The organism is Rhizobium sp. SRDI943 (genome assembly GCF_057653695.1).
In genome coordinates this window covers 208,444-222,398 of record NZ_JBYGKN010000005.1, presented here as the reverse complement: position 1 = coordinate 222,398, position 13,955 = coordinate 208,444, and the positions used below count along the sequence as shown (strand labels likewise).

Sequence of the window (13,955 nt, the reverse complement as noted above, 5' to 3'; positions counted from 1 at the left end):
ATTGAACTGTTGCTGATGTCAGGCGGCCTTGCGGCCCGGAAGCTCGACCCCGAGCCGGCTGAGGAGATGGATGCGGGTTTGAGCAAAGCGCGGATCGCCGTGATCACGCGGCGTCGGCAGATCGATCTTGAGATCCTCGATGAGGCGCCCTTCGTCGAGAACCAGTATCCGGTCGGCCAGCGAAATCGCCTCATCGACGTCGTGGGTGACGAGCAGCACGGCAGGACGATGTCTTGCGCACAACTCCCGCAGCAGATCGTGCATTTTCAGCCTAGTCAGCGCGTCGAGCGCGCCGAACGGCTCATCGGCGAGAAGCAGGGCCGGTTCGCGCACCAGCGAACGGGCAAGCGCGACCCTCTGCTGCTCACCACCCGAAAGCTGGTTCGGCCACGCCGTTTCCCGGCCTGCAAGTCCTACCTCCGCCAAAGCCTTCCGTCCGGCTTCCTGGCCGGAGGCGCCGGTCAAGCCGAGCGTGACGTTCTGGATGACGGTGCGCCACGGCAGCAGGCGGGCGTCCTGGAAAACCACCGAAAGGCTCTCCGGCGTCTCGAGGGTGCCGGTTCCCTCGACACCATGATCGAGACCGGCAAGAGCCCTGAGGAACGTGCTTTTGCCGGAGCCGCTGCGGCCAAGCAGGGCAACGAATTCGCCTTCCTCGATATCGAGGTCGACGCCGTCGAGGATCGTCTTCGTCGCAAACCGCCGTGCGAGGTCTCGCACGTGGACGGCTTTGTTTGCGGGCTTCAGTTTGCCAGGGTGCGGCGCCATGAGAGTGCCCTCCGTTCAAGCAGGCGGACGAGACCGTCCGAGACGAGACCGAGCAGCACATAGACCACCAGGCCGACGAGAATGACATCGGTCTGCCCGTAATTTCGGGCAAGATCGATCATGTAACCGAGCCCGCTGGTGGCGTTGATCTGCTCGACCACGACGAGAGAAACCCAGCAGAGGGTGACGGCAAACCGCAGACCCAGAAGGAAACCCGGCAAAGCACCCGGCAGCACGACCTGAAGGATGAAGTCCTTCTGGCCCATCCGCAGGGTTTCGGCCAGCTCGACATAACGGCTGTCGATGCTGCGGAGCGCGTTGTGGGTGTGGATATAAATCGGCACGATCACGGCAAGCGCGATGGTCGTAACCTTCATGCTCTCGCCGATGCCGAACCACAGGATCAACAAAGGGATCAGGGCCAGCGTCGGTATCGCGCGCTTGATCTGCACCGGCCCGTCGATCAGGGCTTCGCCGATCCGGGAAAGGCCGGCGATCAACGCCAGGATCGTGCCGATCAGCAAACCGATGCTAAGGCCGAGCAGGGCGCGTGTCGCCGACGTCACGAAGTTATCCTGCAGGCGACCCTGCTCAATGAGCCTTACGAAAGCCTCGGCCACCGTCCACGGCGCCGACAGGATACGCGGGTCGATCCATCCGAGCGCCGAGCCGACGACCCAGGTCAAGACGAGTAATGCCGGCCCGATCTGCAGTCCGAAAGGGATCGCCGGTCCGGGGCCTAACCTGCGCCTGGCTCGCGGGCCAACGGAGCCAGCCGGTTTTACCAGGCGAGAACCTGCCCGCACAATTCTACCGCCGGACGACCGCGACAGTTTCGCCTCATCTGCATCCCAAGTGGTTGCCATGCTTCAAATCTCCTCTCCGAAGGGGTGTCGAGCGTTACTGGCTCTTGGCCAAGGCCGCGGCGCCGAGCTTTTCGAAGCGATTGTCGAAAATCTGCTCCACATTGAGGGGCTTGTTGCCGAGCTCGTCTGCCAGTAGATCGATGGTTTCCTGGTGGCGCTTCTTCACTTCGCTCCAATCGCTGGGAACGACCTGTTCGCCGGTCAACTTGACGAGATATTCCCCGTCCTCCTGGCTCAACCCCTGCTGACCGACGTAATATTCCTTGATCCAGAGGTCCGGGTTCCGGTTCACCCATTCGGTGGCGCGTGCCCACAGGCCGACGTATTCGGCGAGAGCTGCCGCCTTGGCGGGATCATCCAGAACCCATTGCGGCGCATAAAGATGGCTCGGATCATCCCGCAGGCCATGTTCCACGAGGGTCGCGCCATCGGGTCCGTATTGGGTGATGTAGCGCCTGATGTAGACGCCGCCGAGCGGTGCGATGTCGACCTGCTTGCTCGCCAGTGCCTTCGGGTAGACGTCACTGGTACTCGGCAGTTCCACCAGAGTGACGTCGCCGCTCTTCAAGCCTGCGGCACGGAGGGCGCGGAGAACGAGCGTGCCCTGTGCCTGACCCGGGCTGAAGGCGATGCGCTTGCCGCGGAAGTCCGCGAGCGTCTTCACGGCCGCGCCTGGCGCGATGCCGAAGCGGTAGATGGGATTGGCGATCGGGTCACGGCGTTCGCGATAGGCGATGTTGCGGACGGGCAGATTGTTCCAGTTGGCGAAGATCGAAGGGATCTCGGCCACCGACCCGACGTCGAGTGCATGGGCGCGGAAAGCTTCCGACGTCTGCGGCCCGCCGCTGATATTGGCCCATTTGACCTCGAAACTGAGCTCCTTGCCGAGGCCCGACACTTCGAGCGCTTTCTGCGTGACCGGATCGCCGATCGTCAGCACTGTGCCCGGCGGCACTTTGGGAAGCAGGGGAGCGTCTGCCTCGGCTGCCGCCGGACCGTGAATGGCAGTGAGACCAAGCAGACTGAACAACGCAATTTTGAATGTCTTTGCCAATGTCATCGTCGATCTTCCCGTTTCCGATTGCTGATTGCAGGAGCGATGCACGGTAAGATGGAATGTAATCTACTAAATCGATAGATTATTTAGTTTAATGAAAGTGGCGCTGGTGAAAAATTGTGCTCAAAAGGCGGGAAACCGAAACCACCGCGTCCGGCGCGTCGGCACGAGGGTCGATGTATCCAGGCGTGAAAAAAGCGCCTGGGACGTTCGTCCACGGCGCTTTACGGGGCCTTGTTTAACCCTGCTCTTGATAAAGGCTTGGCAGCAAACCGCAGTGACCGCCGTTCAGACGCCAAGCCGTCGCGGACGTCGGGATCGCCTGTGTCAGGCGCTATGCGGCGCGTATTCGTTGGCCGAGAAGACGTGATGATGCACCTTGCCAGTAAAGAGCTGCAGGAGTTCGCCGGTGACCTCACGGCTCTGCGACCGCACATCGGAGAGAAGTGCCGCGTTCACCGTGTCCATATCGGGATACCGAATGGCGAGCGCCATGGCATAGATCGGGGCGCCTTCGTCGCGCTCCATCCCGTCCAGCACCCGGATTTCCTCGGCGCCTGGAAATTTCGTCCAGAGAGGGACGAGCCGCTGCCGCACGAATTCGCGGAATTCCCGTTCTTTACCGGGATGGATTTCGCCTTCAAACAAAGCATAACGAATGATCATAGGTTCTCTTTTCCAAAACTCGCCGGAGCTGGATCGATGTTGGCGTGTTATCGTGAGGTCGGGGCGTATCGATCGATACGCCCCGATTGGAAGGGTTATTTGCCCCAGATTTTCTTGTATTGATCGCGATAGCCGTTGTCGGGATCGAAGCTGTTCTTCGGCCCACCGTCAAACTCGACGTTCTGGCTGGTCACCACATGGAGTGGCGACACGTAGCCGGACCATGGCGCTTTCGCAAAGGCGCGGTTCAATTCGTCGACGAGCTGCCAGCCCTGGAGGTTGAGCGGCTCGGCGACCGTGACGGCTTGGAATTGCTTGGCGCGGATACGCTGATAGGCGCTTTCCGACCCGTCGCCGGCTGCAACGTTCACCGGTTTTCCATCGCCTGCAATGCCGGCCGAGGCGAGCGACGGTCCCATGAAGTCGTAATAGAGGTCGTTGATCGCCAGCGAATGCGTCCACTTCGCGCCATACTTCTGTAGAAGCGACGTGGTCAGCTGCGGCATGCGCTGCGAGGTTTCGGCGATCGGCGTGTCGACATATTCGAGCACCGTGCCGCCGAGATCTTCGATTTCCTTCTTCATGCGATCGGCCTTGGCAATCGCGATCGCATAGGTGGAGTCGGTAAAGATGATGACGCCCGGCTTGCCGGCGGCATCGGCAAAGGCCCAATCCGCCGCGGACTTCGATACTTCCATCGCATCGGTAGTCACGTTTGCGAAGACACCGACTTCGGGAACCGGACCGACCGCCGAGGCAGCGTGCCAGGAAACCATCGGAATGCCGGCAGCCTTGGCTGCTTCCATCGCCGGCTTCTGCTCGACCGCGTCAAAGCCGTTGATGATGATGCCATCTGGCTTCAGCGCCATGGCCTGGCCGAAAGCCGCGGTCCGCCCGCCGATCGAGCCGGCGCCGTCAAGCGCCTTTACCGTCCAGCCGAGCGCGCCTGCCGCTTCCTGAACGCCATTGACCACGCCGAGGATGCCACCGTTTTTCATATCGCCGGCAAGAATGACGATGTTCTTTCCGGCAGCGCCCTTGGGGCCGCTCGTCGGGCCGTCCCAGGCGCTCACCTTGGAAGCATACTTTTCAACCACGGCCTTGGCATCGGCCATTGAATCGGCCCATGCCGGCATGCTGAGCATAACGGCGACGGTTGCGACCGTTGCCTGCAATAATGTTCTGCGCTTCATGTTCACTCCTCCATTTTGTTTGTTATGAAATGCCGGGATAAGCCGGCATCCTCATTTGGATGCGGGTGTGATCCTCCTCACAGCTCCGCGCTTGCGCTGGGCGTAGCCTGCGATGCCGATGGCAATCAGCAGGGTCACGCCGTTGAACAGCGGTTCGACGAAGAACGACCCGCCGAATTGCTGAATTCCTGATATTCCAACGGCCAGGATGATGACGCCGATCAAGGTGCCCCAGACGTTCACCCGTCCCGGCTTGATCGTCGTCGATCCGAGGAACGCGCCGACAAGCGCCGGCAGGAGATATTCGAGGCCGACGCTCGCCTGGCCGATGCGCAGCTTCGAGGCGAGCAGGACCCCGGTCAGGGCCGCGAGCAGCCCCGAGGTGACGAATGCGCCGATCACGAATTTGCGGACCGGAATGCCATTGAGGGCTGCAGCCTTCGGATTGGCGCCGATGGCGTAGAGATAGCGGCCGATCGGCAGGTATTCGAGCACGATCCACATGCAGATGGCGATCAGCAGCACGTAGAAGCCAGTGATCGGCAGGCCAAACAGCATGGTGCCGTTCAGCGCATAGAAACCATCAGGCAGGACGCCGACCACCTGTCGGCCGCCGGTGTGCCAGAGCGCAAGCGCGTATAGGACCGTTCCGGTGCCGAGCGTCGCGATGAAGCTGTCGATCTTCGCAACCTCGACCAGCAGGCCGTTGATGCAGCCGGTCAGAACACCGAGTGCGAGCACGATGACGACCGCGACCGGCCAGGGCAGACCGTAGGCCGTCTGCAGGCTGATGGCGAGAATGTGCCAAAGCACGATGCCATAGCCGACGGTCAGATCGATGCGACCCGATGCCATCGGGATCATCGCAGCCAGCGACAGAAGCGCGATGATAGCCTTGTCGGACACGATCGAGCGGACATTCAACACGGTCGGGAAAGTATCCGGCAGAAGGATCGAGAAGATCACGATCAGGCCGACGGTCAGGATCACCAGCCCGTAAACCGGGATCAGGCGTCCGATCTTCTGTCCTGTGGACAGACCGGCCATTTCGCTCTTGGTCGGCTCCAGGGCCGTGGATTCAATGGATTGCATGGCTGTTCTCCCGATGGCTCAAGCGGCTTCCGATGCGGATGCGGCCGTGATGACCGCCTCCGTCGTCAGAGCGCTTCCAGTCAGTTCACTGACGATTTTCCCGCGCGAAAAGACCAGCGCGCGGTGGCAGATATGGGCGATTTCCTCGAAGTCCGTCGATACCACGACAACCGCGAGACCGGCCTCGAGCGCCTGGGTGATCAGACGGTAGATCTCCGCACGCGCCCCAATGTCGACGCCGGCGGTCGGATCTTCGGCGACCAGCAGCTTGCGGCCGGTCGCCAGCCAGCGGCCGACGACCACTTTCTGCTGGTTGCCGCCCGACAGGGCCTCCACCGGCAGATCCGGGTCGTTGGGCCGCAGGCCGACGGAATGGCCGATCTTATGAGCAAGATCGGCTTCGCCGCGCGGCGACAGGAAGGACAAAAGCCCACGCCCGACGGCTCCCGGATTGAGGTAGGTATTTTCCCGAATGGACAGCGAGAGCGCCACGGATTCCTCCGTCCGGTCACGGGCAATCAAGCCGATGCCCGACGCCATTGCCCCTCGTGGACTGGAAAGGTCGGGGGCCTCGTCATGCAGAAGAACCGAGCCGTTGAAGGGCTCGCAACCAAACAGGGCGCGGCCGATCCGTTCCTGACCGGCGCCACGCAATCCAGCCAGTCCCAGAAGCTCGCCCTCGCGGATATCGAAGGATATCGGGCCTGTGCCGGCGCAGACGAGATCGCGGACCTCAACGATCGCCTTGCCGGGCGTGATCGCCGTCTTGGAAAAGAGGCTGTCGCCGCTGCGGCCGATGATCATCGTCACCAGCTCCTCGGGGGTGGTCTCGCTGACGGGCTTCTGTCCCACCATGCATCCGTCGCGCAGAACCGCGACCCGATCGGCAATCCGGAAGATTTCGTCCAGCCTGTGGGAAACGTAGATCATCCCGACGCCACGATCCTTCAACGGACGGATCGCATTGAACAGCCGATCGACTTCATCGGCGGGAAGGCTCGCCGTCGGCTCGTCGAGCACCAGCACGTCGGCTTCGACGGCAAGTGCACGGGCGATGGCGACAAGCGACTTTTCGGTGCGCGACAATGCCGAGACGCGCGTCGTGGGGTCAAAGTCGCAACCGACCAGTTTCAAGGCTTCGTTGGCGCGCGCCTGCGTCCTGTTCCAATCGATCAGGCCGCGACGCATCGAGAAGCCCTGCGACAGGCCCATGTTCTCGCCGACCGTCATCCACTCGATCAAACCGAGATCCTGGTGGATGAAGGCAACCGGCTGCCGTTCGTTCGGCTTCGGGGGACGATGATGGTAGCTCTGGCCGCGAAACAGGATGTCGCCGCTATCGGGCCTGTAGATGCCCGCAAGTGTCTTGATGAGCGTCGATTTGCCGGCGCCGTTTTCTCCCAGCAGCGCGAGGATTTCTCCTTCGCGCAGGTCGATCGAGACGTCGCGCAGCGCCTGCGTGCCGCCGAAGCTCTTGGTGATCGACTGGAATTCCAGCAGTCTCTTGGCTTCCACTGTGGCTCCTCCCAAAGCTGCGGTTTTCATGGATGTATGTTATCGATAACATTTATGCGTGGTCAAGCGGAAAGATGGCGATCCCGAATTTAACTGGAGATTGGCGTCAGTCGGTTTGGAATCCGTCGAGAAGGCGCATCATCTCGGCCGAGTCTTTTGGCCCAAGCCCGGCAGCGCAGAGCAGACGGTGAATCTCGACCACCGAGCCAGTCATCGGCAGTGGCGTCTTCGTCTTCAGCGCAAAGGCTTGAAGCGAATCCAGGTCCTTCAACATGTTGTCGATTCTGCCTGTCGGCGAGAAATCCCGGGCGGCGAATTTCGCCATGAATTCCTGCAATATGCGGCTATCCGCCCTGCCGCCGGCAAGGGCGGCCGGAATGGCGGCCGGATCGACGCCGCCGGCTTCAGCGAGCTTGACCGCCTCCGCGACGGCCTGAAACAGCACGGCGCAAAACAGCTGATTGATCAGCTTCGTGGTCTGCCCTGCGCCGGATACACCCATCAGCGTGTAATTGGCGGCAAGATGCCGCATCACTACGCGCGCCCGTTCGAAATCCTCAGCACTGCCGCCCGCCATGATCGTCAGGCGTCCGCTCAGCGCACCGGGCACGCCGCCGGAGAGCGGGCAATCCACCCACGCCATGCCGGTTTCCCGACGCAGCCGCATCGCCATGTCGGCCGTGTCGGCCGGATCGATCGAGGACATATCGATCAGCACCTTGTCAGCATTCGCCGCCGCCGCAACGCCCTTTTCGCCGAAGACGACAGCGCGGACGATGTTTGCGTGATTGAGGCTGAGCACGCAAAACGCCGACCATGAGACCGCTTCCTCCACGGAGCCGGCCGCGCGTGCGCCCTTGGCCTCTAAAGCCGCAACTTTTTCGGTGTCCAGGTCGAAGACGGAGACCTTATGCCCGGTTTCGATCAATCGGGTGACGATCGCCGTTCCCATGATGCCGGCACCGATGACGGCGACATCTGCTCTGTAGTCATCCTGCATGATAATCTCCTCCCTTGACGGCCATGCCGCTCAGTCCCTTGCAAGCCAGTGCCACGATATCATCCAACGCGTTATCGATCGCCACCGTCACGACATTAGCTTCACCGGTCGGCGGCTCTAGCGTCTGCAACTGGCTGTCGAGCAAAGTCGCGGGCATGAAATGGCCCTGACGGGCCTGCATCCGCGACAGCAGCAGATCGCGGGATCCCTCCAGGAAAACAAAGGCGAGATGCCCGTCCCCCGCTTGCCTCAACCTGTCCCGATAGCTTTTCTTCAGCGCCGAACAGGAAATCACCAGCCCTTGCGATGCGTGTTGCGCGGTCCTTATTTCCTCGCCGATCCGGTCGAGCCAGGGCAGGCGGTCGTCGTCGGTCAGCGGTATGCCCTGCGCCATCTTCTCGACATTGCCAGCGGGGTGGAGTTGGTCGCCCTCCAGAAACAGCATGCCGTTTCGAGCGGCGAGATGCTCGCCAACCGAAGATTTTCCGCAGCCGCTGACGCCCATGACGACGACGGCCAGAGGTGGCGCCTTTTTGTCGAAATCCATGGTCTCGTCTCTATCAGAGGCAGGTCGTGATACCGCCGTCGACATAGAGCGTGTGCCCGTTGATGAAGGACGATCCGCGGCCCGACAGGAAAACGGCGGCGCCGACCAGTTCATCGACATTGCCCCAGCGTCCGGCCGGCGTTCGCTTCTCAAGCCAGGACGAGAACTCGGGATTGTCGACAAGCGCCTGATTGAGCGGCGTCTTGAAATAGCCCGGCGCAATCGCGTTGATCTGCAGGCCGTACTTGGCCCAGTCGGCGCACATGCCGCGGGTCAGATTGCGCACTGCGCCCTTGGTCGCCGTATAGGGAGCAATGCCGGGGCGCGCCAGTTCGCTTTGCACGGAGGCGATGTTGATGATCTTGCCCTGTCCGCGGGCGATCATGGGTTTGGCCGCCGCCTGGCCGACATAAAATACGCTCGAAATATTGGTGGTCAGCAGCAGTTCCCATTTGTCCGCCGGGAAGTCTTCCAGCGGCGTGCGAAACTGCATGCCGGCATTGTTGATCAGGATGTCGAGCGGCCCGATATCGGCTTCGATTGCGTCGATACCCGCTTTGGCAGCGTCCTTGCTGGTGACGTCGAAGATCGCCGCATGGGCAGACAGGCCTTCCTCCTTGAGGCTCTCGACCGCGCGGTTGACGCTTTCGGGCGTGCGGCCGTTGATGATGACTTCGGCGCCATACTGCGCCAGGCCTTCGGCCAGCGCATAGCCGATCCCCTGGCTCGAGCCGGTGATCAAGGCACGCCGTCCGGTAAGATCGAACAGGTTCTTCATGCAAATAACTCCTCCGGTTTCGCCGCGGGCGACGGCTTCAACTGCCGCTGACGGTGAAACTCACTTGACATCGCTTTTCCGAATTATATGTTATCGATAACATAATCAACTGTCAAAATGCGGGATGGAAACGGAATGCCTAAGGTAGAAATCTTGATGACCGGAGCTTATCCGGAATGGGACATGGTGGATCTCGAGGCGAACTACCGCATCCATCGCCTGTGGGAAGCGGCAGATCGGCACGAGCTGATCTCCAGGGTCGGCAAGGATATCCGCGCCATAGCGACCCGGGGCGAACTCGGAGCGTCCGCAGAGCTGATGGCGCAATTGCCGAAACTGGAAATTGTCTCCTGTTACGGCGTCGGCACCGACGCCATCGACCTGTCCTATGCCCGCGCCAACGGCATTCGCGTCACCAACACCCCTGATGTGCTGACCGAAGATGTCGCCGATATCGCCATCGGACTGCTGCTTGCCACGGCAAGGCAGATCCCGCAGGCCGATGTTTTGGTCCGCTCCGGCCAGTGGGGCAGCGTCGCGATGCCGCTGGTGACGCGCGTCTCGGGCAAGAAGGTCGGGATCGCCGGCATGGGGCGGATCGGCAAGGCGATCGCCAGGAGGGCTGCCGCGTTCGGCTGCGACATCTCCTATTTCGCCCGCCATGATCACCAGGATGTTGCTTACGCCTACGAGCCCGACCTTGTCGCGCTTGCCGACTGGGCCGACTTTCTGATCGTCATCGTTCCCGGCGGGGAGGCGACCATGAAGATCATCAATGCGGAGGTGCTCAAAGCGCTCGGTCCGAACGGCATCTTGATCAATGTTTCGCGCGGAACGACCGTAGACGAAGAGGCGCTGATCGCAGCCCTTCAAGACCGCACCATTCAGGCTGCGGGCCTTGATGTCTTCCTGAACGAACCCAAGATCGATGCACGTTTCCTGACCCTCCAAAACGTCGTGTTGCAGCCCCATCACGGCTCTGGCACTGTCGAAACCCGCAAGGCCATGGGCAAACTCGTCAGAGACAATCTCGCTGCGCATTTTGCCGGTAGCGCTCTTCCAACTCCCGTCGTGTGAGGACCCCGATATGAAAGCCATCGTCATTCATGCCGCCAAGGATCTGAGGATCGAAGAGCGCGAGCCGGAGGTTGCGGGCGCCGGGCAGGTGGAGATTGCCATCGAAGCCGGCGGCATCTGCGGTTCCGACCTGCATTATTACAATCACGGCGGTTTCGGCACCGTTCGCCTGCGCGAACCGATGATCCTTGGCCATGAGATCGCCGGCACGGTCAAGGCGCTGGGTTCCGGCGTCGCCGATCTTGCCGTCGGAGACCGTGTCGCGGTTTCACCGAGCCGGCCGTGCAACCATTGCCAATATTGCCTGAAGGGGCAGCAAAACCATTGTCTCAACATGCGGTTCTACGGCAGTGCCATGCCGATGCCGCACATTCAGGGCGGCTTTCGCCAGCGGCTGGTGGCGGAGCGTTGGCAGTGCCACAAGGTCGCGGACGGCATTTCCATTCACGAGGCCGCCTTTGCCGAACCCTTTGCGGTGACGCTGCATGCGGCAAACCGCGCCGGGTCGCTGCTAGGCAAACGGGTGCTGGTCACCGGTTGCGGCCCCATTGGGATGTTGGCGATCGTCGCGGCGCGCGTCCTCGGCGCCCGTGAGATCGTCGCGACCGACGTGACCGACAGCGTTCTGGCGATTGCGCGCACCAGCGGCGCCGACCGAACGATCAATGTTGCCACGCATGCTTCCGACCTCGCGGCCTACAGTGCCGAAAAGGGATATTTCGATGTCATGTTCGAAGCGTCGGGAAATGAGCGGGCGGTGCGCTCGGGCCTAGAAACGCTTAAGCCTCGCGCTGTTCTCGTGCAGCTCGGCCTTGGCGGCGATGTTTCCATTCCGCAGAATATGATCGTTGCGAAGGAAATCGAGATGCGCGGCACATTCCGTTTTCACGAGGAATTTGCGCTCGCCGTCGAACTGATCAACGCGCGTCGCGTCGATCTGAAGCCGCTGCTGACAGGTGTCTTTAAGATTGAAGAGGCCGTCGCCGCCTTCGAATTGGCCGGCGATCGCAGCAAGTCCATGAAAGTCCAGATCGCCTTCTGACCGACTGCATGATCCTTGCAGCCATTCAAAGTGTTACAGCGCCGCGCATCCGAAAAGACGCGCCGCGCCGCAGTACTCAAGCTGTCGGTGCGCCGTTGCGGTCCGTGCTTTCGCGCAAGACAACCTTGTAGCCGGTCAACGTGATCTCATCGCCGGTCGCCTCGCCGGTATGGAGGGTATCCAGCAGGCGGGCGGCGGCCTGACGGCCGATGCCATAACAATCCACATTGATGGTGGTGATGCGCGGATGACAGATGGACGAGATCTCATAGTCGCCGAAACCGGCAATGGCGATGTCCCTTGGAACCTTCATTCCCCTGCGCGTGCATTCCATGATGGCGCCAAAGGCGGAAAGGTCGGAGACACAGAGAACCACTTCCGTGTCCGGCCAGCGTTCCAGCAGGCTGACGATCGCCTGGCCGCCCTGCTCCATGGTGATGGGCGGCACGCCGAAGGAAATCATTCGTCCCGGTCCGAGGCCCAGTTCTTCGACTGTTCTCTGGAAACCGCTTCGCCGCTGGCTGCCGCGCGTATCGCGCGCCGTCGTTCCACCGATATAGCCGAACTTCCGATATCCCTGACTGGCAAGCGTCCGCACCAACAGGGCCATCGCCTCGCTGTTGGAAAACCCGACAACCTGATTGATCGGATCTTCCGGAAGCTCCCAGGTCTCGACAACGGGAATGCCGGCTTTTGCCAGCATGCGCCGCGCGCGCGCCGTGTGCGAGCCACCGGTCAGGATGATGCCTTCCGGCCGGCGGCGCAGCATAGCCTCGATCAGTTCTTCCTCTTTCTCCGCCGAATAGTCGGTATAGCCGAGGAGGAGCTGAAGGCCGGTATTTTCCAGTGCATCGGTCATGCCCCGCGCGGTGTCGGAAAAATTCGAATTGTTGATTGAGGGCACCAGGGCAGCGATGAAGCCGCTTCGCCTTGACGAAAGACTGCCGGCAGACAGGTCGAGCACATAACCGAGTGCGTCGACCGCCTCCATGATGCGCTTTCGGGTCTCCTCGGAAACGCTCGCGTCCTGGCGAAAGGCACGCGAAACGGTCATGGCAGAAACGCCGACATATTTGGCGACCTCCGCCATCGTCAGCTTTTGAGCGTCTCCCGGCTTGAGACGTTTGACTTTCGGCTCATCCTCGTTTTTCACTGGTCTCCGCTTTCAAACAAGCTTCCGAACTGGGTAGTTCAAGAGACGATAAAGTTATCGTTATCATCGTACAATCGATATTACTGCAAAAACACACCATTCCAACGCCCAGAAAGCAAGCTTCCTTGGGAATTTTGGCAAGGGCCGGCAGATCGGCGTCTGTACGAAGCCGTCAAAACACGACATGATGATATCGATAACAATCTGAGCGCAATGGAGGAGTATCATGTTCGGGCAAATTGACGGTACGGGGTTTGAGGTTCTCGACCCGCGTTTCGAAAGCTGCTTCGTCGGGCACACCCGCGTCGAGCGTCTTTGGACCGGCGGCCGCTGGCTGGAGGGACCGGCCTGGTTTGCCGCCGGGCGGTATCTGGTTTTCTCGGATATCCCCAACAACCGAATGATGCGCTACGACGACGCCAGCGGGCAGACGTCGGTCTTCCGCTCGCCCAGCAACAATTCGAATGGCAACACTGTCGACAATCAGGGTCGGCTGATTACCTGCGAGCATCTGACGCGCCGTGTCACGCGCACGGATTTCGACGGCAGGGTCACCCTTCTGGCCGATCGAATTGCAGGCAAGCGGCTCAATTCTCCAAACGACGTCACCGTCAAGTCCGATGGGACCGTCTGGTTCACCGACCCGAGCTACGGCATCCTCCACGATTATGAGGGCGACTACGGCGCAGAGGAAATCGGTGGATGCCACGTCTACCGGCATGATCCGGCAACAGGTACCACCGATCAGGTGACCTCCGATTTCGTCAAGCCGAACGGACTGGCCTTTTCCCCCGACGAGACGTTGCTTTACGTTGCCGACACCGGAGCAACGCATCTGCCCGGCGGTCCGCGTCATATCAGAAAGCTCGCGGTCTCGAATGAGGGGAGGCTGACCGATCTCGGCGTTTTCGCAGAATGTAGTGCAGGTCTGTTCGATGGTTTTCGTGTCGATCGCAAGGGCAGGATATGGACGAGCGCCGGCGATGGTGTGCACGCTTACGATCCGGATGGGACGTTGATCGGCAAGATCCATATTCCTGAAGGCGTCTCCAACGTGACTTTCGGCGGCGAGAAACTGAACCGCCTCTTCATCACTGCAAGCACGTCTCTTTATGCTGTTTATCTCACCGCCAACGGAACGAGACTGGGATGATCACTGAGCAGAGGCCGCCCTTTTGGGACGGCCTCTTGTTTGGTACAG

General features: G+C 61.0%; 14 protein-coding genes. 3 read left to right on the top strand and 11 right to left on the bottom strand.

All coding sequences use genetic code 11. The features are described 5' to 3' along the window. Positions 1 to 18: 18 nt before the first annotated feature. The 10 genes from AC245Y_RS36055 to AC245Y_RS36010 all read right to left on the bottom strand — a co-directional run bounded on the left by AC245Y_RS36055 (position 19) and on the right by AC245Y_RS36010 (position 9,482). Positions 19 to 768: an ABC transporter ATP-binding protein gene (locus tag AC245Y_RS36055; RefSeq protein ID WP_003555499.1), complete on the bottom strand. Its 750-nt coding sequence runs from the start codon at positions 766 to 768 to the stop codon at positions 19 to 21. Next, entirely contained in the window at positions 744 to 1,634 is an 891-nt protein-coding gene (locus tag AC245Y_RS36050) for an ABC transporter permease (protein WP_003555500.1), read from the bottom strand. The genes AC245Y_RS36055 and AC245Y_RS36050 overlap by 25 nt, the downstream gene beginning before the upstream one ends. A 34-nt stretch (positions 1,635 to 1,668) precedes the next feature. Then, positions 1,669 to 2,694, bottom strand: coding sequence for an ABC transporter substrate-binding protein (locus AC245Y_RS36045; RefSeq protein WP_017997604.1), 1,026 nt, complete (start codon positions 2,692 to 2,694; stop codon positions 1,669 to 1,671). 324 nt (positions 2,695 to 3,018) lie between these two features. After that, positions 3,019 to 3,357 (bottom strand): hypothetical protein, encoded by a 339-nt coding sequence (locus AC245Y_RS36040; protein WP_003555502.1) that lies wholly within the window; start codon positions 3,355 to 3,357, stop codon positions 3,019 to 3,021. A gap of 95 nt (positions 3,358 to 3,452) precedes the next feature. Continuing rightward, the gene (locus tag AC245Y_RS36035; RefSeq protein ID WP_003555503.1) at positions 3,453 to 4,550 is read right to left on the bottom strand and encodes an ABC transporter substrate-binding protein; all 1,098 of its coding nucleotides are present in this window, start codon (positions 4,548 to 4,550) and stop codon (positions 3,453 to 3,455) included. Positions 4,551 to 4,601: 51 nt separating this feature from the next. Then, entirely contained in the window at positions 4,602 to 5,642 is a 1,041-nt protein-coding gene (locus tag AC245Y_RS36030; RefSeq protein WP_003555504.1) for an ABC transporter permease, read from the bottom strand. Between the two features lie 18 nt (positions 5,643 to 5,660). Beyond that, entirely contained in the window at positions 5,661 to 7,157 is a 1,497-nt protein-coding gene (locus AC245Y_RS36025; RefSeq protein ID WP_012760670.1) for a sugar ABC transporter ATP-binding protein, read from the bottom strand. A 106-nt stretch (positions 7,158 to 7,263) separates the two neighbouring features. Beyond that, entirely contained in the window at positions 7,264 to 8,157 is an 894-nt protein-coding gene (locus AC245Y_RS36020) for an NAD(P)-dependent oxidoreductase (RefSeq protein ID WP_017997605.1), read from the bottom strand. Further along, positions 8,147 to 8,704 carry a gluconokinase gene (locus tag AC245Y_RS36015; protein ID WP_017997606.1) on the bottom strand — a complete coding sequence of 186 codons (558 nt, stop codon included), beginning with the start codon at positions 8,702 to 8,704 and terminating at the stop codon, positions 8,147 to 8,149. Before AC245Y_RS36015 ends, AC245Y_RS36020 begins: the two co-directional genes overlap by 11 nt. 13 nt (positions 8,705 to 8,717) lie before the next feature. Further along, complete coding sequence (locus tag AC245Y_RS36010; RefSeq protein ID WP_003555509.1) at positions 8,718 to 9,482, bottom strand: SDR family oxidoreductase; 765 nt, start codon at positions 9,480 to 9,482, stop codon at positions 8,718 to 8,720. A 135-nt stretch (positions 9,483 to 9,617) separates the two neighbouring features. On the opposite strand from AC245Y_RS36010, the gene AC245Y_RS36005 reads away from it, so the two are divergent. Next, a complete protein-coding gene (locus AC245Y_RS36005; RefSeq protein WP_017997607.1) occupies positions 9,618 to 10,559 on the top strand; it encodes a 2-hydroxyacid dehydrogenase in 942 nt (313 codons plus the stop codon). A gap of 10 nt (positions 10,560 to 10,569) precedes the next feature. Continuing rightward, positions 10,570 to 11,601: an L-idonate 5-dehydrogenase gene (locus tag AC245Y_RS36000; protein ID WP_017997608.1), complete on the top strand. Its 1,032-nt coding sequence runs from the start codon at positions 10,570 to 10,572 to the stop codon at positions 11,599 to 11,601. Between the two features lie 76 nt (positions 11,602 to 11,677). Here the strand turns inward: AC245Y_RS36000 and AC245Y_RS35995 are convergent, their stop codons facing one another. Beyond that, positions 11,678 to 12,754: a LacI family DNA-binding transcriptional regulator gene (locus AC245Y_RS35995; protein ID WP_017997609.1), complete on the bottom strand. Its 1,077-nt coding sequence runs from the start codon at positions 12,752 to 12,754 to the stop codon at positions 11,678 to 11,680. A gap of 226 nt (positions 12,755 to 12,980) precedes the next feature. On the opposite strand from AC245Y_RS35995, the gene AC245Y_RS35990 reads away from it, so the two are divergent. Beyond that, on the top strand, positions 12,981 to 13,907 hold the full coding sequence (locus AC245Y_RS35990) for an SMP-30/gluconolactonase/LRE family protein (protein WP_012760676.1): 927 nt from the start codon (positions 12,981 to 12,983) through the stop codon (positions 13,905 to 13,907). Positions 13,908 to 13,955: the final 48 nt, after the last annotated feature.

What these genes read in the sequence shown, in the direction of transcription:
- AC245Y_RS36010 (WP_003555509.1), bottom strand. Translation starts at nt 9,482, where the DNA reads ATGAAGAACCTGTTCGATCTTACCGGACGGCGTGCCTTGATCACCGGC.
- AC245Y_RS36050 (WP_003555500.1), bottom strand. Translation starts at nt 1,634, where the DNA reads ATGGCAACCACTTGGGATGCAGATGAGGCGAAACTGTCGCGGTCGTCC.
- AC245Y_RS36000 (WP_017997608.1), top strand. Translation starts at nt 10,570, where the DNA reads ATGAAAGCCATCGTCATTCATGCCGCCAAGGATCTGAGGATCGAAGAG.
- AC245Y_RS36015 (WP_017997606.1), bottom strand. Translation starts at nt 8,704, where the DNA reads ATGGATTTCGACAAAAAGGCGCCACCTCTGGCCGTCGTCGTCATGGGC.
- AC245Y_RS36005 (WP_017997607.1), top strand. Translation starts at nt 9,618, where the DNA reads ATGCCTAAGGTAGAAATCTTGATGACCGGAGCTTATCCGGAATGGGAC.
- AC245Y_RS36040 (WP_003555502.1), bottom strand. Translation starts at nt 3,357, where the DNA reads ATGATCATTCGTTATGCTTTGTTTGAAGGCGAAATCCATCCCGGTAAA.
- AC245Y_RS36030 (WP_003555504.1), bottom strand. Translation starts at nt 5,642, where the DNA reads ATGCAATCCATTGAATCCACGGCCCTGGAGCCGACCAAGAGCGAAATG.
- AC245Y_RS35990 (WP_012760676.1), top strand. Translation starts at nt 12,981, where the DNA reads ATGTTCGGGCAAATTGACGGTACGGGGTTTGAGGTTCTCGACCCGCGT.
- AC245Y_RS36035 (WP_003555503.1), bottom strand. Translation starts at nt 4,550, where the DNA reads ATGAAGCGCAGAACATTATTGCAGGCAACGGTCGCAACCGTCGCCGTT.
- AC245Y_RS36020 (WP_017997605.1), bottom strand. Translation starts at nt 8,157, where the DNA reads ATGCAGGATGACTACAGAGCAGATGTCGCCGTCATCGGTGCCGGCATC.
- AC245Y_RS36045 (WP_017997604.1), bottom strand. Translation starts at nt 2,694, where the DNA reads ATGACATTGGCAAAGACATTCAAAATTGCGTTGTTCAGTCTGCTTGGT.
- AC245Y_RS36055 (WP_003555499.1), bottom strand. Translation starts at nt 768, where the DNA reads ATGGCGCCGCACCCTGGCAAACTGAAGCCCGCAAACAAAGCCGTCCAC.